At 58.5% G+C, this 21,811-nt stretch carries 22 protein-coding genes and 1 tRNA gene; 15 read left to right on the top strand and 8 right to left on the bottom strand.

What is annotated here, in order from left to right; translation table 11 throughout:
* The first annotated feature begins 13 nt into the window (after positions 1-13).
* Complete coding sequence (locus EUU25_RS08255; RefSeq protein ID WP_158899992.1) at positions 14-1,063, top strand: S66 peptidase family protein; 1,050 nt, start codon at positions 14-16, stop codon at positions 1,061-1,063.
* Here EUU25_RS08255 and EUU25_RS08250 read toward each other — a convergent pair.
* From EUU25_RS08250 to EUU25_RS08235, 4 genes are all read right to left on the bottom strand, one after another.
* The gene (locus tag EUU25_RS08250; protein WP_158899990.1) at positions 1,060-1,833 is read right to left on the bottom strand and encodes a CPBP family intramembrane glutamic endopeptidase; all 774 of its coding nucleotides are present in this window, start codon (positions 1,831-1,833) and stop codon (positions 1,060-1,062) included. The two genes, EUU25_RS08255 and EUU25_RS08250, sit on opposite strands and share 4 nt — an antisense overlap.
* A gap of 63 nt (positions 1,834-1,896) precedes the next feature.
* A complete protein-coding gene (locus EUU25_RS08245) occupies positions 1,897-2,841 on the bottom strand; it encodes a TraB/GumN family protein (RefSeq protein ID WP_158899988.1) in 945 nt (314 codons plus the stop codon).
* A gap of 48 nt (positions 2,842-2,889) precedes the next feature.
* Entirely contained in the window at positions 2,890-3,576 is a 687-nt protein-coding gene (locus EUU25_RS08240; RefSeq protein WP_158899986.1) for a hypothetical protein, read from the bottom strand.
* Positions 3,539-3,757 (bottom strand): helix-turn-helix transcriptional regulator, encoded by a 219-nt coding sequence (locus tag EUU25_RS08235; RefSeq protein ID WP_158899984.1) that lies wholly within the window; start codon positions 3,755-3,757, stop codon positions 3,539-3,541. Before EUU25_RS08235 ends, EUU25_RS08240 begins: the two co-directional genes overlap by 38 nt.
* Before the next feature lie 156 nt (positions 3,758-3,913).
* Between EUU25_RS08235 and EUU25_RS08230 the strand changes: the two genes are divergently transcribed.
* The 12 genes from EUU25_RS08230 to EUU25_RS08175 all read left to right on the top strand — a co-directional run bounded on the left by EUU25_RS08230 (position 3,914) and on the right by EUU25_RS08175 (position 15,715).
* On the top strand, positions 3,914-4,786 hold the full coding sequence (locus EUU25_RS08230) for a glycine--tRNA ligase subunit alpha (protein WP_158899982.1): 873 nt from the start codon (positions 3,914-3,916) through the stop codon (positions 4,784-4,786).
* Positions 4,786-6,891, top strand: a complete 2,106-nt coding sequence (glyS, locus tag EUU25_RS08225; RefSeq protein ID WP_158899980.1) for a glycine--tRNA ligase subunit beta — start codon at positions 4,786-4,788, stop codon at positions 6,889-6,891. Before EUU25_RS08230 ends, glyS begins: the two co-directional genes overlap by 1 nt.
* A 96-nt stretch (positions 6,892-6,987) precedes the next feature.
* Positions 6,988-7,524, top strand: coding sequence for a cytochrome b/b6 domain-containing protein (locus EUU25_RS08220; RefSeq protein WP_158899978.1), 537 nt, complete (start codon positions 6,988-6,990; stop codon positions 7,522-7,524).
* A 310-nt stretch (positions 7,525-7,834) separates the two neighbouring features.
* Entirely contained in the window at positions 7,835-10,495 is a 2,661-nt protein-coding gene (gene ppdK / locus EUU25_RS08215; protein ID WP_158899976.1) for a pyruvate, phosphate dikinase, read from the top strand.
* Between the two features lie 37 nt (positions 10,496-10,532).
* Positions 10,533-11,108: a DUF1214 domain-containing protein gene (locus EUU25_RS08210; RefSeq protein WP_158899974.1), complete on the top strand. Its 576-nt coding sequence runs from the start codon at positions 10,533-10,535 to the stop codon at positions 11,106-11,108.
* A complete protein-coding gene (locus EUU25_RS08205; RefSeq protein WP_158899972.1) occupies positions 11,105-11,626 on the top strand; it encodes a DUF1254 domain-containing protein in 522 nt (173 codons plus the stop codon). The genes EUU25_RS08210 and EUU25_RS08205 overlap by 4 nt, the downstream gene beginning before the upstream one ends.
* 54 nt (positions 11,627-11,680) lie before the next feature.
* Positions 11,681-11,757: transfer RNA gene (locus EUU25_RS08200), tRNA-Arg, on the top strand.
* Between the two features lie 32 nt (positions 11,758-11,789).
* Positions 11,790-12,473, top strand: coding sequence for a 7-cyano-7-deazaguanine synthase QueC (queC, locus tag EUU25_RS08195; RefSeq protein WP_158899970.1), 684 nt, complete (start codon positions 11,790-11,792; stop codon positions 12,471-12,473).
* A complete protein-coding gene (gene queE / locus EUU25_RS08190; protein ID WP_158899968.1) occupies positions 12,470-13,108 on the top strand; it encodes a 7-carboxy-7-deazaguanine synthase in 639 nt (212 codons plus the stop codon). The genes queC and queE overlap by 4 nt, the downstream gene beginning before the upstream one ends.
* A 75-nt stretch (positions 13,109-13,183) precedes the next feature.
* Positions 13,184-13,543, top strand: a complete 360-nt coding sequence (locus tag EUU25_RS08185; protein WP_158899966.1) for a hypothetical protein — start codon at positions 13,184-13,186, stop codon at positions 13,541-13,543.
* 35 nt (positions 13,544-13,578) lie between these two features.
* Positions 13,579-14,925, top strand: a complete 1,347-nt coding sequence (locus EUU25_RS08180) for a TldD/PmbA family protein (protein WP_158899964.1) — start codon at positions 13,579-13,581, stop codon at positions 14,923-14,925.
* Positions 14,918-15,715: a 3'(2'),5'-bisphosphate nucleotidase CysQ gene (locus tag EUU25_RS08175; RefSeq protein WP_158899963.1), complete on the top strand. Its 798-nt coding sequence runs from the start codon at positions 14,918-14,920 to the stop codon at positions 15,713-15,715. Before EUU25_RS08180 ends, EUU25_RS08175 begins: the two co-directional genes overlap by 8 nt.
* 2 nt (positions 15,716-15,717) lie before the next feature.
* On the opposite strand, the gene EUU25_RS08170 is transcribed toward EUU25_RS08175, so the two are convergent.
* The 4 genes from EUU25_RS08170 to crtY are packed head-to-tail and all read right to left on the bottom strand — an operon-like array spanning position 15,718 to position 19,869.
* Complete coding sequence (locus tag EUU25_RS08170; protein ID WP_158899960.1) at positions 15,718-16,647, bottom strand: phytoene/squalene synthase family protein; 930 nt, start codon at positions 16,645-16,647, stop codon at positions 15,718-15,720.
* Complete coding sequence (locus tag EUU25_RS08165; RefSeq protein ID WP_158899958.1) at positions 16,644-17,225, bottom strand: LOG family protein; 582 nt, start codon at positions 17,223-17,225, stop codon at positions 16,644-16,646. The genes EUU25_RS08170 and EUU25_RS08165 overlap by 4 nt, the downstream gene beginning before the upstream one ends.
* A complete protein-coding gene (locus tag EUU25_RS08160) occupies positions 17,225-18,706 on the bottom strand; it encodes a phytoene desaturase (RefSeq protein ID WP_158899956.1) in 1,482 nt (493 codons plus the stop codon). The genes EUU25_RS08165 and EUU25_RS08160 overlap by 1 nt, the downstream gene beginning before the upstream one ends.
* The gene (crtY, locus tag EUU25_RS08155; RefSeq protein WP_187351302.1) at positions 18,703-19,869 is read right to left on the bottom strand and encodes a lycopene beta-cyclase CrtY; all 1,167 of its coding nucleotides are present in this window, start codon (positions 19,867-19,869) and stop codon (positions 18,703-18,705) included. The genes EUU25_RS08160 and crtY overlap by 4 nt, the downstream gene beginning before the upstream one ends.
* A 106-nt stretch (positions 19,870-19,975) precedes the next feature.
* On the opposite strand from crtY, the gene EUU25_RS08150 reads away from it, so the two are divergent.
* Both EUU25_RS08150 and EUU25_RS08145 read left to right on the top strand, forming a co-directional pair.
* Complete coding sequence (locus EUU25_RS08150) at positions 19,976-20,725, top strand: ParA family protein (protein WP_158899954.1); 750 nt, start codon at positions 19,976-19,978, stop codon at positions 20,723-20,725.
* 23 nt (positions 20,726-20,748) lie between these two features.
* A complete protein-coding gene (locus tag EUU25_RS08145; protein ID WP_158899952.1) occupies positions 20,749-21,810 on the top strand; it encodes an MBL fold metallo-hydrolase in 1,062 nt (353 codons plus the stop codon).
* The last annotated feature ends 1 nt before the right edge of the window (position 21,811 follow it).

Genomic DNA, 21,811 nt, shown 5'->3' with positions numbered 1-21,811 from the left:
GCCGGAGGATAATATGGAAGCTTCACGGCGACAGATCATGGCGGGGCTGGCGGCAATGCTGTCGGCCCCACCCGTTATGGCGATGCAGACGAACGCCCGTGGCGCGCCTGTCCATCGCAAGCCTGCCCGCCTGAAAAAGGGCGATACGGTAGGGCTTATCGAACCCGCCTCTGCCAGCGACGAGCCATTCCAGATCCAGTTGGTCGAAGAAGCTATTACGGCGATGGGACTGGTTCCCAAACGCGCGCCGCACATATTGGATCGTTATGGCTATCTGGCGGGACGGGATAAAGACCGGGCGTCCGATATCAATGCGATGTTCGTCGACAAGGATGTGAAAGCCATTTTCGCAGTCCGCGGCGGTTGGGGAAGTGCACGGCTGCTGCCCTATCTGGACTGGGATGTCATTCGCGCAAACCCTAAATTGCTCACTGGCTTCAGCGATATTACGGCTCTGCACATGGCTATTGCCGCAAAAGCTGGCTTTACGACATTGCATGGTCCGAACGCGGGAAGTGCGTGGGGCAAGGCTTCATGGGATGCCTTTTACCCCATAGCCTTTGACGGCGCGACGCCTACCTTGGTCAATCCCGAGGGTGGGGAAGACCGATTGACGCAGCGTCGGTGGCGGACACAGACGATTACCGCAGGTAAGGCAAAGGGCCGTCTGTTGGGCGGCAATTTGACCGTCCTCTCGGCATTGTCTGGCAGCAGCTATCTGCCCGATTTCAATGGGGCGATCCTCTTCCTCGAAGATGTGGATGAAGCCGAATACCGGATTGACCGCATGCTCACCCAATTGGGGCTTGCGGGTGTTCTCAAAAATCTGGCGGGTGCGGTATTTGGCCAATGCACCAATTGTACAGGCAGCAGCAGCGGTGTGTATGGCGGCTTCACGCTGAACGATGTCCTCCGCCAGCATCTGGGGTCACTGGGTGTCCCCGTTTATACCGGCGCGTGGTTCGGCCATATCACCGACCAATTTACACTGGCGCAGGGCGTGATGACCGAAATCGACGCCGACGCAGGAACGCTGCGGATGCTGGAGCCGGCCGTCGCCTAAACCATCGATTGGGTTAAAAGCAGTGCGGCGGAATTGTTCAGCATATGCAATATTATGTTGGTGCGTAGGGAACCTGTGCGGTGATACAGATACCCGAAGGCAATGCTGAGCGACATCAGGCCCGGGATGGCATAAGGTTGCCCATGGACTGCGGCGAATACGAACGAAGCTAGCAGGATTGCCGCCCAGATGGGAATGAAGCGTGCGAGCGCATTCTGCAACAATCCACGAAACAGAAGCTCCTCCACTATCGGTGCGGCCACGGCGATCGCAAAGAATCCCAAAGAAATATTCAGCGGAGTGCGCGGAATTTCAGCCAGCATTTTTGCCATGTCCGCCTGCATCCCGATACCGGGGATGACGTAGGTCGCGTATATGAAATTGGCGATCATGGCGGTCAAAATCAGCACGAATGCCAGACTTGCGGTCTGGGCAAAGGACATGTTCCCGAAACTGTCGAGCCCGATCCGGTGATAACGGTCGTCTTTTCTCAGGTAGAAGACAATCAGTCCGATCTGAATAATCGCCGAAACAACCAGACCCCAAAGAACGGCAACGCCTTTCGTGTCGCCATTCGCTGCGCCTGCCAAACTGCCTCCGCCTACACCAGCCGCTATAAGAACCGCCGTGCACAGTAACTGTAGCACGAAGTAAAGTACAATCCAGCCAAGGCTCGGCAATATGCCGAGCACAAATTGCAGCAATTTCTTACGAAAACCGATCTTTGACGGACGCTCTTCGGGCAGTGGTGAAACTTCAGTGCTGTCCATTAATCCCCCAAAATGGATGAAGGCCCGCAACGCGCGAGCCTTCTCCAAATGACAGGCAAATCGTTAATAAGCTACTCTTACCGCACTAAGCCCATAGGCTGGCAGAAGATTTTGCACACTTGTCGGGCCAGCCAGATGTCCGGCACCCACGGCCATGAAGGTCGTGCCCGGCTTGTCCATTTCGGCCTTGATCCATTTTGCCCAATTGGCGTTACGGCGCGTCAGCAACGCATCGTACAGCGCGCGGCTGGTCAGGCCTTCGTTCATAAGCTGTCCCAGACCATCGGGGTCGGGGGTACCCCAAAGCTCGACCATTTTGTCCATCATATTGGACGGGCTTTCGACGACCTTTGCGGTCTCGACGAGAAAGCGGATCTGCTCGCTTTCCGGCATGCTGTCGAAGACGCCCAGTTGGAACTCCATCGTTTCAACGCCGCCGATAGGCTTTTTCGCTGCATTTGCGGCGGCGGTTAGCTGCTTTTCAGCGCCGCTGTTTATGTCGAAACCTTGCTTCTGCATCGAGATTACCGAGAGTGTGACGGCCGCCGCCCAGGGATCAAAGGGATCGAGTGCTTCGGCAGGGAGACCTGTTTTCGTCATAGCGGTTTCATAAATGGCCCGGTCCGCATCGCTCATTTTGGAGCGCAGCGTCTTGCCGCTTTTGTCGATCGCAAGCTTGCCAAAGAGGGCCTGGCTTTCCGCCGCGGTAGGCTCGACCATCTCCAGCACCAACCGGTCCGATCCTTCGAACGCCTGCTTCACGCCTTCGTCAAACCAGCTGAGATTGGGCTTCAGGATGTGGACGGTGCCGAACAGATAAATCGTCGTGTCCTCGTCTTTGACAACCCAAAGCGCGGGATCGACATCTTTGACGACGGCAGGTGCAGCTTTGACGGGGTCGAGTGCTTCGACGGCTGCCGGGGCTTCGGTCGGCGCATTTTGCGCAAGGCAGGCCGGGGAGAATGTGAGGGCCGCGGAGATCAGTAGTGCTTTATATTTGGGGGACATGGGTAACTCCTGTTTGGCTAATGTTGTTCTATGCTAAATTTCGGGAAGTCAGCGATATTTTTTCCAATACCAGACGGCGGACCAGATGCTGGTGAACAGCAGGAAGATAACTACGCCATTGGGTTCGGGTACAAGTCCACCGCGCCACAGGAACCACCATGTCGGCGCACCCATCAGAAAGGCATATGCCGCATAATAGCCCCCATCGCGGTAGGCGCTGGCCTCCTGCTCATCGATGGCACTTTTGTGCCAGACCCATGAAATGACGGGCATTATGACGCCCCAGATGAATGCTAGAAACAATGCCGCGATGGGCGGAATGGCCGAGCTGACGAAGAGATCAATCGCGTCGGAGTCGGGCGAGGCGGTGAGCGCGCTGTTGAGAGAGACCGTAAGTCCCACAATGCCTCCGCCAATACCGCAGCCAAGCAGGATGTTCCTGTTGAGTCTCTCCCGCTTTGTAAGAGGCTCGTTACTCGCCCTCAACTTTTGGCTGTTTGTCCAGATAGCGTAGCCGAGGCCTGCGATAAGCGCTGCGAAGACGCTGAAAGTCACGATTCCGGCTGTTCCCAACGGACCCCCGCCTTGCGCATTATGCTCCGCCATGTAGCCCGCGATCGCGCCGGCCACCATGACGATGCCCAGGCTCGACAGGATAATCCACATGATGCGGCGGCCATTGGATTGGGTGATGTCATCACTGTCCGGCATCGGTGCCTCCGTTAAATTCGTCATCGAAAATCTCCTCAATCGGGCGCCCGAACAGGCGGGCAATTTTGAACGCCAGCGGAAGCGACGGGTCATATTTGCCCGTTTCAATCGCGTTCACCGCCTGCCTCGATACGTCCAGTTGTTCGCCCAACTCGGCCTGACTCCAGTCACGCATGGCACGCAAAATCTTAAGCTGGTTTTTCATGTCAGGTTAGGCTGTCGTTCTGTCATGTTTACCTTACTATACCGATTCGCCGTTGATGTCAATAAGACCTTACATAATGCTATGCGAGGCTGACAAAATCGCTTCGCGCCGTCCAGAACCTTGATTTAGCGCCACATCTCGGCCAAGGGGCTGGAAATGTCTGAGGTGGCACCATTAAGTTTTCAGGACCTGATCCTGACTCTCCATGATTATTGGGGTAAGCAGGGCTGCATCATTTTGCAGCCTTACGACATGCGCGTCGGGGCAGGGACTTTCCATCCTGCCACCACGTTAAGAGCGCTGGGTCCGGATAGCTGGAACGCCGCCTATGTGCAGCCCAGCCGCCGCCCCACCGACGGGCGTTACGGCGAAAACCCCAACCGGTTGCAGCATTATTACCAATATCAGGTCATCATGAAGCCGAGCCCCGCCAATCTGCAGGAGCTGTATCTGGGCTCGCTCGACGCCATCGGTATTGACCCGTTGAAGCACGATATCCGCTTTGTCGAAGATGATTGGGAAAGCCCGACTTTGGGTGCCTGGGGTCTGGGCTGGGAAGTCTGGTGCGACGGCATGGAAGTGACGCAGTTCACCTATTTCCAGCAAATGGGCGGCTTTGATTGCAAGCCTGTTGCGGGCGAACTCACCTACGGCCTTGAACGTCTCGCCATGTATATCCAGGGCGTCGACAGCGTCTATGACCTGAAGTTCAACAATCATGGCGTCACCTACGGCGATGTCTTTCACAAGAATGAAGTTGAATTTTCGACCTATAATTTCGAGGTCGCCGACACCGCCGCGCTGTTCGACGGCTTTGCCAAGGCCGAGGCGGAGTGCCAGCGGTGCATCGCGGCGAACATCCCGCTCGCGGCCTATGACCAGGCGATCGAGGCCAGCCATCTGTTCAACCTGCTGCAGGCACGCGGCGTTATTTCCGTGCAGGAACGCGCATCCTATATGGGCCGTGTCCGCGATCTCGCCAAAGGCAGTTGTCAGGCGTGGATGGAAAAGAATGGATGGGCGGAATAATGGCCGACTTCCTTCTCGAACTTCTCAGCGAAGAAATTCCCGCGCGGATGCAGGCCAAGGCCAAGGAAGATCTGGCGCGCCTGTTTAATGATGCGCTTTCCAAGGCGGGTCTTGCCGCGCAATCGGTCGAAACCTTCGCCACGCCCCGCCGTCTGGCGCTGATTGCCAAAGGTCTGCCGCTTGCGACCGAGGCGGTTTCCGAGGAAACCAAGGGGCCAAAGGTCGGCGCGCCGCCACAGGCGATGGAAGGTTTCTTGCGCAAAACCGGCCTGACACAGGACCAATTGGTGGAGCGCGATGGCATTTATTTCGCCATCGTTGAAAAGCCCGGCCGCAACACGGCCGATGTGCTGGGCGAAGCCATACCTGCAATCATCCGCGCATTCCCATGGCCCAAGTCGCAACGCTGGGGCGCGGCGTCGAGTTCGACCGAGAGCCTGCGCTGGGTTCGTCCGTTGCAGGGCATTATCGCCTTGCTGGGTAACGATATCGTGCCCTGCGTCATTGATGGCATCGAAAGCGGCCGCCACAGCATGGGCCACCGGTTCCATTCGCGCGGCCCCATCGAAATTGCCAATGCCGACGCCTATGTCGAGGCGTTGCGCGCGGCGCATGTGATCGTCCACTTTTCCGAACGCTGCACGCTGATCCGCGATGGGGCAAAGGCCGCGGCTGAGGCCGCCGGTCTTGTGCTGGTGGATGATGAAGGGCTGGTTGCCGAAAATGCCGGACTGACCGAATGGCCGGTGCCGATGCTCGGCCGGTTCGATCCCGCCTTTCTGGAGGTTCCGCAAGAGGTCATCCAGCTCACCGCGCGGGTGAACCAAAAATATTTTGTCTGCCATGACCGCGACGGCAAACTTGCCAACGCCTTTGTCTGCACCGTGAACATCGTCGCAAACGATGGCGGGGCCGCGATTGTTGCGGGTAATGAAAAGGTATTGGCCGCACGGTTGAGCGACGCGAAGTTCTTCTGGGAACAGGACCTGAAGGTTCCGCTCGATGAACAGGCCAAGAAACTGGCGCAGATCACCTTCCACGAAAAACTGGGGACGGTTGCCGACAAGGTCGAGCGCGTCGCCAAGCTGGCGCGCTGGTTGGCCGAAGAGGGTATTGTTATAGGCGCCAATGCCGACGAAGCCGAACGCTCAGCGCGTTTGTGCAAGGCAGACCTTGTGACCGGCATGGTCGGCGAGTTTCCGGAATTGCAGGGCTTGATGGGCGGCTATTATGCCCGCGCACAGGGCGAAACCGACGCTGTCGCCGATGCTGTGCGCGACCATTACAAGCCGGTAGGGCAGGGAGATGATGTGCCGACGGCACCCGTGACGGTGGCGGTCAGTTTGGCGGATAAGCTGGATACGTTGGTCGGGTTTTTCCAATTTGATGAAAAGCCTACAGGGTCCAAAGACCCGTTTGCATTGCGGCGTGCTGCTATCGGCATATTGTCCCTCATTCTGGACAACAATCTTCGTGTCTCGATGCGCGATTTGATAACGGCAGCGGCGCATTCCGGTGGATCGAATGCCGGGATCGACGTCGCCAATTTCCTGATCGACCGGTTGAAAGTCCAACAAAGAGAAGCGGGAATCCGGCATGACATGATTGATGCCGTTGTTTCGGTCACCCACGGCGGTGACAATGTCCTGATGGTCAAGCGCGTGAAAGCGCTGCAAGGTTTCGTGACAACGGACGAAGGCGCGAACCTTCTCGCCGGTTACAAGCGTGCGGCCAATATCCTGAAGCAATCGGGCGATGACAAAAACAGCCGTCACCCTGAACTTGTTTCAGGGTCTGATTCTGCGGACGGCGAAGATACTAGGATGCTGAAACAAGTTCAGCATGACGGTTTGGGAGAGGCAGAGGCGTTGTTGCTCACCGCCCTCGACGCCGCCGAGCCAAAAGCCGCCGCTGCGATCGAGGCCGAGGATTTCGAAGGCGCCATGACGGCTTTGGCCAGCCTGCGTGCGCCGATCGACGCCTTTTTTGAAGGCGTGATGGTCAACGATCCTGATCCCGCCGTTCGGGCTTTCCGTCTGGGACTGCTTGCGCGGTTCCGCGACGCCGTACATCGGGTCGCCGATTTCTCGAAAATCGAGGGCTAACCAACGAAATATATATTTGCGGGCGTTGATCTTTATCAATGCCCGCATACCCGAATGCGCCTCTGGTGGGTTACCTCTCCAAAGGAAACTCCTCCCATGGCCGTGTTACACCGCATCCGCATCTTTCATGCATTCCTCGCGCTCACCGTTTTGGCGGCCTATTTCTCGGCAGAGATGGGGCTGATCCACGCATGGCTTGGCTATGGCGTCGCGGCCCTTGTCGTTTTCCGCCTGATATGGGCGTTAAGTGGCGCCCCCCAATTGGGGCTTGAGCGCTTCTACCCCTCGTTCAAGGATTTGCATCTGAAAGGTTTCATGACACATCCCGCGATCAGCCGGACGTTGCTGGCGGGGATAGCGCTTTCGGTCATTGGTGCGACGGGGACGGGGTTGATCATGGATAATGGCCGCGCGCTACAACCCACATCGCTCAGTTCCTTTTCCTTTTCGGGGGAAAGCGAAGAACGTGAAGGCGCGGGGCGCGAAGATGAGTCCGGTGAAGCTTATGAAGAAGCGCATGAGCTCTTGGCTAATCTCGCGATCGCCTTTGTCATTTTGCACATTCTATACCTTCTGAGCTTTAAACGTCCGCTCGCGCGTTTCATGCTCTTTGCAAATAAAACATCAAAGTAACCACCTTCTGCACTTGACTCTATCGTGCTGCACTGCACTACGGCGCACGAAAGTTTTAGCCAGAATAGAGGGATGGCTTCGGCATGCCCAATATGTGTAGCGTTTCAATGGCGGGGTTGGGAATGATGACCCATGTTCCAAACAGTTCGCTCTCCCATTTCCCGGGCGCTGTCCGCCCTATGGCCGATGTCCCGACAATAGAAGGTTAGTCGGCCACTATCCTTTTGAAGAGATTCCCCCCCTTTATTGCCTTTGCCAAGACGCCCCAGTTTTGGCACGGGCAAGATAGAAGACAAGTTTTGGAGGCAGTATGACCCAATATGTGTTTCGGTTCGGTGGGGGCGTATCTGACGGCGACGAAACCGTTCGTGGCAACAAAAACCTGTTGGGGGGCAAGGGCGCCAATCTCGATGGCATGGCATCAATCGGCCTGCCGGTCCCTCCTGGCTTCACCATCACGACCGAAATGTGCACGGCCTATTATGCCAATGGCCAGACCTTTCCGGAAAGCGTCCGTGCGGAAGTCGCAGGCGGCATCGCGCATATTGAACAGGTAACCGGCAAGAGCTTTGGTGATCCTGCCAACCCGTTGCTTGTTTCGGTCCGTTCCGGTGCGCGTGTATCGATGCCCGGGATGATGGACACCGTCCTCAACCTTGGCCTGAACGATGCTACGGTCGAAGGTCTCGCCACCTCTTCGGGCGATGCGCGCTTCGCATGGGACAGCTATCGCCGCTTCATCCAAATGTATGCCGATGTCGTTCTCGAACTCGACCATGGTGCTTTTGAAGAGGCTTTGGAAGTCGCGAAGGAAGATCAGGGCTATTATCTCGATACCGAATTATCCGCCGATGATCTGAAGGCATTGGTTGCCGCATATAAGAAACTGGTCGAGGCCGAATGGGGCAAGCCCTTTCCGCAAGATGTGCATGACCAGCTTTGGGGTGCCGTCGGCGCCGTCTTTGGTTCGTGGGAATCGGACCGTGCCAAGGTCTATCGCCGCCTCAATAACATCCCCGGCGACTGGGGCACTGCGGTCAATGTGCAGGCCATGGTCTTCGGCAATATGGGCGAAACATCGGCCACAGGTGTTGCCTTCACCCGCGATCCCGCCACGGGCGAGAATGCCTATTATGGCGAATATCTGATCAATGCGCAGGGTGAGGATGTCGTGGCCGGTATCCGCACGCCGCAATATCTGACCAAGGCCGCACGCGAACGTGCCGGAGCCAAGCCGCTATCCATGGAAGAGGCGATGCCGTCGGTCTATGCCGAACTGGCGCGGGTCTTTGAAATCCTCGAAAACCATTATCGCGATATGCAGGATATCGAGTTCACTGTTGAGCGCGAGAAATTGTGGATGCTGCAAACCCGGTCGGGCAAGCGCACCGCAAAGGCCGCGCTCAAAATCGCAGTGGATATGGCGGAAGCCGGTTTGATTAGCACGGACGAGGCGGTGTTGCGGGTCGATCCGATGGCGCTCGACCAATTGCTGCACCCGACACTGGATCCCAACGCACCGCGCGATGTGTTGACGTCGGGCCTGCCCGCGTCCCCGGGCGCTGCATCGGGCAAGATCGTGTTCGACGCCGACACGGCGGAACGCTTCAACGATATGGGCGAGGCGGTCATTCTGGTCCGCATCGAAACCAGCCCTGAAGATATTCACGGCATGCATGCCGCCAAGGGCATACTGACCGCACGCGGCGGGATGACCAGCCATGCGGCGGTTGTTGCGCGCGGCATGGGGCGTCCCTGTGTTTCCGGCGCGGGTAGCCTGCAAATTGATGCCGCAGGACGCGTCCTTCGCATCGCTGGCCGCACCTTGACCGAAGGCGACATATTGACGCTCGACGGATCAACCGGCGAAGTGATGGCGGGCGAGGTTCCGACCCTGCAGCCGGAACTGGTGGGTGATTTCGGCACATTGATGGTGTGGGCCGATGCCGGCCGCCGCATGAAAGTGCGCGCAAATGCCGAAACGCCGTTGGATGCGCAGACAGCGCGGGATTTTGGCGCGGAGGGCATTGGCCTGTGCCGGACCGAGCATATGTTCTTCGATGCCAGCCGCATCACCGCCGTGCGCCAGATGATTTTGGCTGAGGATGAAAAGGGCCGCCGTGTGGCGCTCGACAAATTGCTGCCCGAGCAGCGCAAGGACTTTACCGCAATTTTCGAAGTGATGGCCGGGCTTCCCGTCACCATTCGCTTGCTCGATCCCCCCTTGCACGAATTCCTTCCACATCAGGAAAGCGAATTCGCCGAAGTTGCGGAGGCCGCAGGTGTAGGTATTGAGGTGCTCAAACAGCGCGCGGCAGAATTGCATGAATTCAACCCCATGCTGGGCCATCGCGGTTGCCGGTTGGGCGTCACTTATCCGGAAATCTACGAAATGCAGGCGCGTGCGATTTTCGAGGCAGCCTGTTCGCTCGAAGTTGCGCCAGTGCCTGAAATCATGATCCCGCTGGTTGGTACCAAGCGCGAACTGGAATTGATGAAGGACGTCGTGGACAAGGCAGCGGAAGAGGTTTTTGCCGAGCAAGGCAAGCGCATCGACTATCTGGTCGGCACGATGATCGAACTGCCGCGCGCCGCACTCATGGCCGATGAAATCGCCGAAGTCGGCAGCTTCTTCAGCTTCGGCACCAATGATTTGACCCAGACGACTTTGGGCGTCAGCCGCGACGACGCGGCCCGCTTCCTGACGCATTATGTCGACAAGGGCATTTATGCCCGCGATCCGTTCGTCAGCCTCGATGTCGAAGGCGTCGGGCAATTGATCGAAATAGCCGCCACCAAGGGCAAGGCCACCCGTCCCGATATCAAGCTTGGTATCTGCGGCGAACATGGCGGCGATCCGGCATCCATTGCCTTTTGCGAAAAGGTTGGCCTCGATTATGTCAGCGCCTCGCCTTATCGCGTGCCCATCGCGCGGCTGGCGGCGGCGCAGGCGGCACTTGCCAAGAAGTAGGTGACATGCTTAGTCTCCTCCAAAAAGGGGGAGAGGCATGAAAAGCTGGCATCGTTTTGCCATTTGCGTGACGCTTGGTCTGATCGGAGGTACGGCCTTTGCTGTGCACCAGGTGCGCGGTGGGCTTGGCGACGGCACAGTCGCCATCGGCCCGTGGACGACCGGCAAAAGTTTCGGAACGGCAGAAGCCTCGGCACTCACACGCGCCAAAGTTGCATTGTCGGGTTTGCTTGCGCTGCCCGCGAAAGAGGCGATGTATTTTACCGCCAAAGTCGACAGCGATGGCAAGGCACTCGACGGGCGCTGCACCTATTTGGTCAGCGGTGGAAAGCTGGATGGCCGTTGGTGGAGCGTGACGCTCTATGAAGGCGAAGGCTGGCTCGTGAAAAATAGCGCCAACCGCTGGTCCATTCCGGCGCATGCGGCAACGCAAGGGGAAGATGGCATCTGGTCCTTCACCGTCGCGCCCGACACGCAAAGCGGGTCTTGGTTGCCCACCGGCGGGGTCAAGGCCTTTGACCTGACGTTGCGGCTCTACCATCCGTCGGCCACGCTAATAAGTGATCCGGCAAAGGCATCGCTTCCAGCGATCAAGCGATTGGGGTGCATATGATGCGGCGGTGGTTATTTCCTTTGGTGGCGGGTGCTTTGGTGGCTGGCGGCGCTTATCAAGCCACCTTGCTGGCGACGCCCTATGTCTTGATGAACGCGGCCATGAAAAAAATTGGCGCACGCGGTCCTGAAAACCGCTTTGCCTTTGGTGATATGGCAACCGCCGACAACCAGCCGATTGTGCGGCCCAGTCCGGACCTGTCCTATTCGACCTGCGTCTTCAATCTGGCGAAAGGGCCCGTGCTGATCGATATCGAACCGGTGCCCGACCATTATTGGTCGGTCAGCATCTTCGACGCCCGCACCGACGTTGCCGCCGTTCGCAGCGATCGTGACACAGGCGGCAAAGCGGCACGGCTCGCATTGGTCAAGGCAGGCCAAAAGGCGCCTGCGGGGTATGAACCGGTCCGGTTGGAGCATGATCGCGGGATCGCATTGATCCGGATATTGCTTGCTGATCCGGCGGAATTCCCTGTCATTGACGCCATTCGCCGGAAATCGACCTGCAAGGTGCTTTAAGGCGAAATTAGGTGTTGCACATGGGCAGCGACCTCCCTAATAGCGGCGCTCCACGCACCCGTAGCTCAGCTGGATAGAGCATCAGACTACGAATCTGAGGGTCGGGCGTTCGAATCGCTCCGGGTGCACCATTTTCCTCTCTGTACTGAGAGATGCTTTCACAATGACCGATAACAGCAAATCCGCCATCGTCCTTTTGTCCGGTGGCCTCGACTCTATGGTCGTCGCCGGGCTGGCGCGGGAGGCGGGCTATGCTCTGGTGGCGCTGACCATCGATTATAACCAGCGGCACCGTGTCGAACTGGAATCGGCGACCCGGATTGCTGCCCATCTCGGCGCGATCGAGCATATCATCCTGCCGCTGGATCTGACCCGCTTTGGCGGCTCTGCCCTGACTGCGGATATTGATGTGCCCAAGGACGGTGTCGAGGATGATGCCATTCCGGTCACCTATGTGCCCGCCCGCAATACCATTTTTCTGTCGCTATGCCTGGGGCTTGCCGAGGCCCGTGGTGCGCGCGATCTGTGGATTGGCGTCAATGCGCTGGATTATTCGGGCTATCCGGATTGCCGCCCCGAATTTATCCGTTCGTTTGAAGCCATGGCCAATCTGGCGACGAAGGCCGGGGTGGAGGGGGATGCGTTCACCGTCCACACGCCACTGCTGCACATGAGCAAGGCGCAAATTGCGACCGAAGCGGCCCGGCTAGGGCTCGATGCGGGTATGAGCTGGTCCTGCTATGATCCGACGCCCGATCACAAGGCATGTGGCAAGTGCGACAGTTGTCGCCTGCGCGCCAAGGGCTTTGCCGATGCGGGGCTGGTCGATCCGACCGTCTACGCATGAGCTACGGGGTCAAAGAGATTTTCCTGACGCTTCAGGGCGAAGGCGTACACGCCGGACGCAGGGCCGTATTCCTGCGCTTTACCGGATGCAATTTGTGGACCGGCCGCGAAGAAGATCGCGCACACGCCATCTGCCAATTTTGCGATACGGATTTTGTCGGCATGGATGGCGAAAATGGCGGGCGTTATTCGGCCGATGATCTTGCAACCAAGGTCGCAGAGCTATGGGGTGAGGGAAATTCCGACCGCTATGTCGTGCTCACCGGCGGTGAACCCATGTTGCAGGTCGACGACGCGCTGGTCGATGGGCTTCATGCGCGGGGCTTTACCATCGCTATCGAGAGCAATGGCACGATTGAAACACATCCCAGGATTGACTGGGTCTGTATCAGCCCGAAAGCAGGGTCCGATGTGGTCCAGCGCAGGGGGGACGAACTTAAGCTCGTTTGGCCGCAAACCGGCAGCGATACCGACGCAATGGCAGGCTGGAATTTTGCCAACTTCCTGATCCAGCCGATGGATAGCGGGGATAGTTCCGCGAATCAGGCGAATGTGGAATCGGCCACCAGCTTTGTAATGGCGCATCCCAACTGGCGCTTGTCATTGCAAAACCACAAGATTTTGGGCCTCCCTTAAAAGTTGGTAAATAAGCTTGAAATGCGGCCTGTAAGGTGACAGTCTTCTTCCCGGAGAGATAAGGGGAGAGCTGCAATGGCAAGAGCCGAGCACGCAACCATCAGGCTGCAAAGAAGCTATTCGAAACGTATGTCCGATCATGTCGCCTTTGCACTGGTCGTGTACACATTGGCGCTGATCTTTTTGGTGACGCCGCGAATGGAAAGCGACGGTACGTCGATATTCCCCTATTTCCTGCTTGTGCTTTTGGTCGCACTCGTCATTGCGCCGTGCCGCAATCTTGAACGCCGCTGGCAAGCGCTTCAAGCCACAGACAATGGTGATGGTAGCCTGGATCGCCGTTTCAATGCGGATCGTGCCATGCTCTGGATCGCAGCGGTTGCCTTACCGGCAGTGTTTGCGCTCATTTGCCACATAATTGCGGGCGTCGCCTGATTGACGCTCTTGCGCCCCGCGCCTAAGCGGGGACTATGCTAAAGCCACATGAAGCGCTCGACCGCGCAGAGAATCTTGTTTCCCAAGCTATTAAAGCAGGCGCCGACGCCGCCGATGCCGTCTATGTCTGCGATGCGTCCACAGAGGTGCAGGTGCGCCTCGGCGCGCTCGAAGATGTCGCGCGTTCGGAAGGTGAGGAAATCGGCCTGCGGGTTTTCGTCGGGCAGCGGTCGGCAACCATTTCTTCGTCGAGCCTCAATCCCTCGATCTTGGCAAATCTGGTGTCCCGTGCCATCGACATGGCAAAGGAAGCGCCCGAGGATCAATATGCAGGGCTGGCCCCGCAAGACCGTTTGCTCAAAGGCGATGTTCCCGATCTGGATGTCGATGACGGGCAAGACCCCGACCCGGCCTTGCTCCGCGCCGCGGCGCTGGAATGCGAAGATGCGGCACGCGCCGTTGCCGGTGTCACCAACAGCGAAGGCGCAGGTGCAAGCGCCGCACGCTCCATCTTCGCCTTGGCGACGAGCCATGGTTTCGCCGGTGTGAAATCCTCGACCGGCTATGGCCTGTCTGCAAGCGTGCTCGCGGGCGAGGGGGATGCCAAGGAGCGTGACTATGACTGGCGGTCGGCACGTTATCTGGCCGACCTCGACAGCGCGGCAGCGATCGGACGGAGGGCTGGCGAGCGCGCGGTCAAGCGGGTCAACCCCGGATCGGTAAAGAGCGGTTCAATGCCCGTTGTGTTCGATCCGCGCGTCGGCAGCTCGTTGGTGGGCCATTTGCTGGGTGCGATTTCGGGCTCCTCGATCGCGCGCAAGACAAGCTTCCTGCTCGACGCCAATGGCACAGCTTTGTTTGACAGCAGCCTGTCGGTGATCGACGACCCCTTGCGCCCGCGTGGCTTGTCCAGCCGTGGTTTTGATGGCGAAGGACTGCCGACCGCACGGCGCTCCATCATCGAAAACGGGGTGCTGACCGGATGGCTCATGGAAAGTGCCTCCGCACGGCAGTTGGGCCTGCAACCGACAGGCCATGCAAGCCGCGGCGTCAGCGGCGCACCCGGGGTCAGCACGTCCAACCTGCATTTGGAAGGCGGGTCGGGCAGCGTTGCCGACCTGATCCGCGACATCAAATATGGCGTTTATGTGCATGAACTGGTGGGACAAGGCGTCAACCTGGTCACGGGCGATTACAGCCGCGGCGCCGCAGGATTCCTGATTGTAGATGGCGAGATTGCGGGGCCGGTCAGCGAGTTTACGATCGCGGGTAACCTGAAAGATATGTTCGCCGCTATGGTCGCCGCTGACGATCTCGAATTCATCCGCAGCAGCAATGTGCCGACATTGCGTATTGACGGAATGATGATCGCGAGTGCCTGAGCAGTTGGTTGACCGTGCTGCGGTGATTGCCGCGGTCGAGGCGGCCGCTGCATTGGCGATGACCAGTTGGCGCGACGGCGCAGCGCCCGACACGCGGGTCTGGTCAAAAAGCAACGACAGCCCGGTCAGCGATATCGATATGGAGGTAGATGCTCTGCTGAAAGAGCGCCTCACCGGAATCCTGCCCGAGGCCGCTTGGCTGTCGGAAGAAACTGCGGACGACGCAGCGCGTCTGGAATCGCGTTTACTGTGGCTTGTCGACCCAATTGACGGCACGCGCGATTATGTCGGGGGGCGCGATGGTTGGTGCGTTTCGGTCGCACTTGTCGCTGACGGCCAGCCGTACTTCGCTATCATGGCAGCACCTGCCCAGCAAAAATTATGGGTCGCGGCGCATGGGGAAGGGGTCACTTGCAATGGCGACCGCCTCACCGGAAGTGTGCGGCAGGAATTTGCAGGCGCGCGTGTCCCTGCCGATGAGTTGCCGAAGATCGACCATGATCTGGTGACAGTGACCAAGCCCAACAGCATCGCGATGCGCATGACGATGGTCGCGTGCGACCGCGCCGATCTGGTCGCGACGCTGCGCTGGGGCCATGAATGGGACGTGGCAGCAGCGCATCTGGTAGCGCAAGAGGCTGGCGCGGTGGTGACCGATGCGCTGGGCCTGCCGCTGTCCTATAACAAGCGTGATCCACGGGATTTTGGCCTGATCTGCTGTGCACCCGGAATTCACGAAGCGGCGGTTCAGCGGCTCGAGGACCGGGCGCGCAAATATATGGCGCCCTGAACCTAATCCCTTGGCCGGGTCCAGAGGCCGCTTCGGTCCATGGGACGGGGGTTGTTGGCGACAGCATCGGCGAATGCCGTTTTGACCCAGCGGAATTTCTCGGGGCGGCTGGTATATATCCGCTGATCCCACGCATGTTCGCCTGCGCTGCGCACTTGCCGGGCGATATCGCCATAGATGCCGGCCGCGGACAATACTGCCCAGCGCGCGCGAAAGGGTAGCTCTACGGCCCCGATGCGCGCCGACGCCTCATATTGCTCTGCCTCATCGGCAAGCCAGCGGCCCATTAAAGCGAGCTTTTTCCGGTTATGTGGCCGCATATGCTCGCCGGGACCGATATCCAGTGTCGCCAGCCAGTCGTCCGGCAGGTAACACCGCCCCGCTGCATCATCCTCGGCAATATCGCGCGCAATATTGGCCAATTGGAAGGCAAGGCCGAGGTCGCATGCGCGATCAAGTGTTGCTTCCTCGTCCGGGGATACGCCCATCACCACGGCCATCATGACGCCGACTGCGCCTGCGACATGGTAGCAATAGCGGTAAAGATCATTTTCCCGCCGCGGGTGCCAGTCGGCGGCATCCAGCGCAAAGCCCTCAATCACATCCTCGGCCATTTTTGCGGTTAATCCGCACTCCTGCGCGACAATACCCAAGCAATCAAATGCAGGCTCGCCAGTCGGTATGCCTTCCAATGCCTTGGCTGTCAGGTCGCGAATCATCGCAAGCCGCTCCAGCGGGTCATCGACGACCGCCATCGCCCCGCCATGATCTTGTCCGTCGGCCATGTCATCGCATTTGCGGCACCAGGCATAGAGCAACCACACCCGCTCACGCGTCGTCCGGTCGAACAGACGGCTGGCAAAACGGAAGGATTTGGAACCGCGCGCTATGCTTTCCTGCGCGAAAGCGACGAGCGCGGCGCGGTCTCTCACAAATCGTCCGCTTTCATCTGGAAGATCGTCTTGTGCGGGACATAGGCCGCCATTTTGCCGAGCAGGCCATCGAGCGTTTCATCGACGATCATGATCCCTGCATGCTGCGGCCGGATGAACCCTACATCGATCATCTTCGCGTTAAACGCGATCAGCTGGTCGTAAAAGCCCGCCACATTCAAGACACCCACGGGTTTTTGATGATAGCCCAATTGCGACCAGCTTATCGCTTCCCACAATTCATCCATCGTGCCGACGCCGCCCGGAATAGTGATGAACCCGTCGGACAAATCGGTGAAGCGCGCCTTGCGTTCATGCATTCCCGATACAACGTGCAATTCGGTGCAGCCTTTATGTGCGACTTCGGCACCGACCAACGCTTCCGGAATGATACCGATCACTTCGCCGCCCGCCGCCAAGGCCGAATCGGCAACCGCGCCCATCAACCCCAACCGGCCACCGCCATAGACGACACCAATGCCGCGTTCCGCAAGCATGCGTCCGACCGTGCGGGCTGTCTCGATATAGATCGGGTCTTCAGGTGTTGCCGAACCACAATAAACCGCAAGTCGCTTCACTACTTCAATTCCTCCAACATCAGCTCCGACGTTGCCTTGGCACTGCCTACAACGCCCGGAATTCCGGCACCCGGATGCGTGCCTGCGCCCACAAAGTACAGGTTGGAAATGGCATCATCGCGGTTATGCGCGCGCATATAGGCCGATTGCCACAGCACAGGCTCCAGACTGAAGGCGCTGCCCAGATGCGCAGACAGGTCACGCCCGAAATCGGCGGGCGTATAATGGAACTGGGTCATGATCCGCGAGCGAATGTCGGGGATCAAGCGGCGCTCCAGCTCGTCCAGAATCCGTTCGGTCATGGCCTCGCCAACATCGCCATCCCAATCGAGTGGCGCTTTGCCCATATGGGCGACAGGGGCAAGGACGTAAAAGGTCGAGCAACCTTCGGGTGCAAGGCTCGGGTCCGTAACCGTTGGATGGTGCAGATAGAGCGAGAAGTCCTTAGGCAAGACACCGTTTTTATAAATGTCGTCCAGCAGCCCTTTGTAACGTGGACCGAAGAGGATCATATGGTGCGGAATTCCGGGCCATGTGCCTTTGATGCCGAGATGGAGCACGAACAGCGAAGGTGACCAGCTTTTGCGGTTCAGCGATTTTGCTGCCCGCTCGCCGCGCTTGTTGCTTGTCAGCAGATCCTTGTAGGTGTGCATCAAGTCGCCATTGGACGCGAGCATGTCGCAATCCATCCGCCAACCCGATTTGGTCCGCACGCCGGTCACCTTGTCACCGCGCGTTTCGATCTCTTCAACCGGATCGGCAAGGCGCAGCGTGCCGCCCAGACGTTCGAAATGCGTGACCATGGCGGCGACCAGTCTATTGGTCCCGCCCTTGGCGAACCAGACGCCGCCATCCTTTTCAATCGTGTGGATCAGGGCGTAAATCGCGCTGGTCGACATGGGGTTGCCGCCGACCAAAAGCGTATGAAAGGACAATGCCTCGCGCAGCTTTTCGTCCTTCACATAGGACGAGACAATGGAATAGACCGACCGCCATGCCTGATATTTCATCAGCGCAGGGGCGGCTTTGATCATCGATGCGAAATCGAGAAAGGCAACCGTGCCGAGCTTTTGATAGCCTTCCTTGTAAACGCCCTTCGAATATTCGAGGAACTTGCGATATCCTTCGACATCATCCGGGTTCAGTTTCTCGATCTCGGCCTTCAACCCCGGGGCGTCGTTGGAATAATCGAAATTGGTGCCGTCGGACCAGTTCAGCCGGTAGAAGGGGAAGACCGGCATCAATTCAATGTCGTCCGCCATCTTGTGGCCGGACAAGGCCCATAATTCTTCTAGGCAGGGCGGGTCGGTAATGACAGTGGGTCCGCCATCAAAGGTAAAGCCGTCTTTTTCCCAATAATAGCCGCGGCCGCCGGGCTTGTCCCGGGCTTCGATTATGGTGGTGGCGACGCCAGCGGACTGCAAACGGATGGCGAGCGCAAGTCCCCCAAATCCGGCACCTATGATTGCTGCGGTTTTCATTTCTTTTTGCTCCGGATCGCGGTGATGGCTTTCCCGATGGGAATGGGCGGCTTGCCAGACAATATGCGCGCCTTGTCACCGGGGCTCGTCTTTCCCGCATAGAAGCGTTCGATCAATCCGGGCTTTAACCTGTAGAAGCGCTCCAGAATTTTATAGCGATCGGAAACATCGGCACCGCGGAACAGCATGCGGTTCAACATGCGGTAGAATTTCCCATTCTGCCAATGCTCCTGCGCGCGCTGGCGCATCACCATGTTCAGCTTGTCGCCGTCCAGGTCCGGCTGTTCGGCAATGAAGATGGCATTGCGCACGGCGTCGGGCAGGGAATAGCTGGTCACGGCCTGGAAAAATGCCCCACGCGCGCCGGCCTTGGCGGTCCGCCCGCTGCCGCTTGCCCAATAATTTTCAAGGTCGCCGCCCATCACGACGGGCAAGACACCATTTTCTTCGCGCACCACGCGCTCGACCTTCCAGCCCTTGGTATCGGCATATTCGGCAATCCGTTGCCGGTAGCGGCGGGGATCGTGGGCGGGCGTGTCGCTATAATAGGTGTCTTCGACAAATATCTTGTCCATGCCAAAGGGCAGGACATAGACGAAGCGGTAGCCGTCAAACTGTTCCACCGTGGCGTCCATGACGATCGGCTTGGTCAGATTATGCGGTTCGGACAGCTGCATCAGCTGCCCAGTAAATTTCTGCCATCCGCAATCCAGATGGTTGAGATCGCCCGCACCACGCACGTCGATGACACCACCGGCGTTGATCCGCTGCGCCCCGTCGAGCACGACCAGACGGGGCGATACGGCCTTCACTTCGCGGCCCAACATCAGCGCCGAGGCAGGCAGGCTGTTCCGCAAAACCCAGTCGAGCCGCTCCGACTCAATGGTGTAATAAATATTGTCTAGCGACCGGCTATGCGCGGGGAAACGCACTTCATATCCGGACCAGCCATAGGTGACGAGCGGTGCCGTCAGCCAGCGATGTTCGGGCAAGATGTCGCTCGCAAAATAGCTCCAGATATGGTTGCCACCAAAGCTGTCGCCCTGTTCGATGAGCACGATTTTCAATTCGGGCCGCATTTTGGCAAGCGCAAGCGCAATCAGTCCACCGGCAAGACCGCCGCCGACTATCGCAAAATCACATTTTATATTTTCTCGGTTCACCCCCCGGCCCTAGCGCAGCCGTTTTACAAGGGGAAGGGTTGTCCCAAGGAAATACACAGCTTTCTGCGCTGTTGACATTGATCCTGGGGGGAGAGAGCAAGGAGCTATGACGCATAAAGCAAAAGTGATTGCGATTTACAGCCTGAAGGGCGGCGTTGGGAAAACCACGCTGGCGGTCAATCTTGCTGCGGAAGCGGCGCTGCGTCGCGGGCGGAAAACCCTGCTGTGGGATTTGGATCCCCAGTCGGCGGCAAGCTTTCTCTTGCGCCACGAACCTGAGAAAAAGGCGAAGGCCCGCTCGGTCTTTGAGCGCGATATCGAGCCGGGCGAACTGATTGTACCGACCCAGATCAAAGGGCTCGACCTGTTACCGGCCGATATTTCGTTGCGGGGACTGGACAGTTTCTTCCATGCGCTGGGAAAGAAAAAGCGGCTGGCCAAGATTGTCGAGGCGATCAGCGGCAAATATGACCGCATTTTTCTCGATTGCCCGCCCGGCCTCACCGAAACCAGTGAACAGATGATGCGGGCCGCCGATATCATCTTGGTGCCCGTTATTCCGTCACCCCTGTCGCGGCGGGCACTGGACGAGGTTGTCGCGCATCTGCACGCGCATCATAAGGGCCATGCGCCGCTGCTGCCGGTCTTTTCGATGGTCGACCGCAGACGGAACCTGCATGGAACGGCGCTGTCTTCCGACCCCGACTGGCCGCGTGTTCCCATGGCCAGCGCGGTCGAGCAAATGGCGCTGCACCGTGCGCCTGTAGGTCTTTTTGCGCACCGATCCCCCGCCGGTGAAGCTTTCCATATGCTTTCCGGTGCTATTGAGCGTAAGCTGGCAAAAATGCAGGGATGAGATAATTTTCCTAAGGAGGGGATATGCGTAAGAATTGGCTTTGGGCGCTGCTCGGGGTGGCAGCGTTGGTGGGTGCGGTCGGCTATGTGAAGCGCGACACCATCGCCATGAACCTTCTCAATCGCGGTGCCGATGCCGCCATGGCGCGTAATGTGCTGGCGGATTTGCCGAAGGACCAACTGCACGTCGCCTTCTGCGGAACAGGCTCTCCGCTTCCGAGCCGCGACCGCGCCGCGGCCTGTACGGCCGTCATCGCCGACGGACGGATTTTCATATTCGACATGGGCGAAGGTTCGGGCGAAACCTTGTCGCTGATGGGCATGCCTCTCGACAAGATCCAGGGCGTCTGGCTGACCCATTTGCACAGCGACCATTTCGAAGGCTTAGGTCCCTTCACCCTGCAACGCTGGGCAGGAAGCAGCGCCGCGACGCCGCTTGCGGTATCCGGACCCGAAGGGGTGCTGGAGATTACGGAGGGCTATAACGCCGTCTACCGCATCGATTCCACGTACCGCATCGCGCATCATGGCGCCGATGTGGTGAAGCCTGAAGGCTTTGGCATGGCAGGCAAAGCCATTGCGCCGGGACCCGTTTACGATAACGGCGGCGTCCGGATTACTGCCTTTGCCGTGGACCATGACCCGATCAAACCCGCCTTCGGCTATCGCGTCGACTGGAAAGGTCGCAGCGTCACGATCAGCGGCGATACCGCGTTCACCCCGGCACTTGCCGCGGCCGCCAAGGGGTCGGACCTGTATGTCAGCGAACTCCTGTCGCCGCGTATGGTCAAGATTTTGGAGAATAGCGCGCGCAAGGCCGGTAACGCGAACAGGGCCAAAATCTTCAGCGATATCCAGAATTATCATATCAGCCCCGAACAGGCCGCCGATGTCGCAAAAACTGCGGGCGTCGGTATGCTCGCCTTCACGCATATCGTGCCGTCCGTGCCCAAGCCGCTGGAATTTGCATTGACCGGCACGGCGTCGGAGCATTTTGCAGGGCCAATCAAGGTCATGCATGATGGCGATGTCATCAGCATTTCGGGCAAGGACAAATTCAAAACTCAGAATTTGCTAAGTCGCTAAG

This window comes from Sphingorhabdus lacus (assembly GCF_009768975.1).
GTDB classification, from domain to species: Bacteria; Pseudomonadota; Alphaproteobacteria; order Sphingomonadales; family Sphingomonadaceae; genus Sphingorhabdus_B; species Sphingorhabdus_B lacus.
Note: the sequence above shows the minus strand (reverse complement) of the source record. Positions and strands in the feature narration are given on the sequence as shown.

Excerpts from the sequence above, each read along its gene's own strand:
- EUU25_RS08245 (WP_158899988.1), bottom strand. The coding sequence starts at position 2,841 with ATGTCCCCCAAATATAAAGCACTACTGATCTCCGCGGCCCTCACATTC.
- EUU25_RS08240 (WP_158899986.1), bottom strand. The coding sequence starts at position 3,576 with ATGACGAATTTAACGGAGGCACCGATGCCGGACAGTGATGACATCACC.
- ppdK (WP_158899976.1), top strand. The coding sequence starts at position 7,835 with ATGACCCAATATGTGTTTCGGTTCGGTGGGGGCGTATCTGACGGCGAC.
- EUU25_RS08185 (WP_158899966.1), top strand. The coding sequence starts at position 13,184 with ATGGCAAGAGCCGAGCACGCAACCATCAGGCTGCAAAGAAGCTATTCG.
- queE (WP_158899968.1), top strand. The coding sequence starts at position 12,470 with ATGAGCTACGGGGTCAAAGAGATTTTCCTGACGCTTCAGGGCGAAGGC.
- queC (WP_158899970.1), top strand. The coding sequence starts at position 11,790 with ATGACCGATAACAGCAAATCCGCCATCGTCCTTTTGTCCGGTGGCCTC.
- glyS (WP_158899980.1), top strand. The coding sequence starts at position 4,786 with ATGGCCGACTTCCTTCTCGAACTTCTCAGCGAAGAAATTCCCGCGCGG.
- EUU25_RS08235 (WP_158899984.1), bottom strand. The coding sequence starts at position 3,757 with ATGAAAAACCAGCTTAAGATTTTGCGTGCCATGCGTGACTGGAGTCAG.
- EUU25_RS08230 (WP_158899982.1), top strand. The coding sequence starts at position 3,914 with ATGTCTGAGGTGGCACCATTAAGTTTTCAGGACCTGATCCTGACTCTC.
- EUU25_RS08160 (WP_158899956.1), bottom strand. The coding sequence starts at position 18,706 with ATGAAAACCGCAGCAATCATAGGTGCCGGATTTGGGGGACTTGCGCTC.
- EUU25_RS08150 (WP_158899954.1), top strand. The coding sequence starts at position 19,976 with ATGACGCATAAAGCAAAAGTGATTGCGATTTACAGCCTGAAGGGCGGC.
- EUU25_RS08220 (WP_158899978.1), top strand. The coding sequence starts at position 6,988 with ATGGCCGTGTTACACCGCATCCGCATCTTTCATGCATTCCTCGCGCTC.
- EUU25_RS08205 (WP_158899972.1), top strand. The coding sequence starts at position 11,105 with ATGATGCGGCGGTGGTTATTTCCTTTGGTGGCGGGTGCTTTGGTGGCT.
- EUU25_RS08255 (WP_158899992.1), top strand. The coding sequence starts at position 14 with ATGGAAGCTTCACGGCGACAGATCATGGCGGGGCTGGCGGCAATGCTG.
- EUU25_RS08180 (WP_158899964.1), top strand. The coding sequence starts at position 13,579 with ATGCTAAAGCCACATGAAGCGCTCGACCGCGCAGAGAATCTTGTTTCC.
- EUU25_RS08250 (WP_158899990.1), bottom strand. The coding sequence starts at position 1,833 with ATGGACAGCACTGAAGTTTCACCACTGCCCGAAGAGCGTCCGTCAAAG.
- EUU25_RS08145 (WP_158899952.1), top strand. The coding sequence starts at position 20,749 with ATGCGTAAGAATTGGCTTTGGGCGCTGCTCGGGGTGGCAGCGTTGGTG.
- EUU25_RS08210 (WP_158899974.1), top strand. The coding sequence starts at position 10,533 with ATGAAAAGCTGGCATCGTTTTGCCATTTGCGTGACGCTTGGTCTGATC.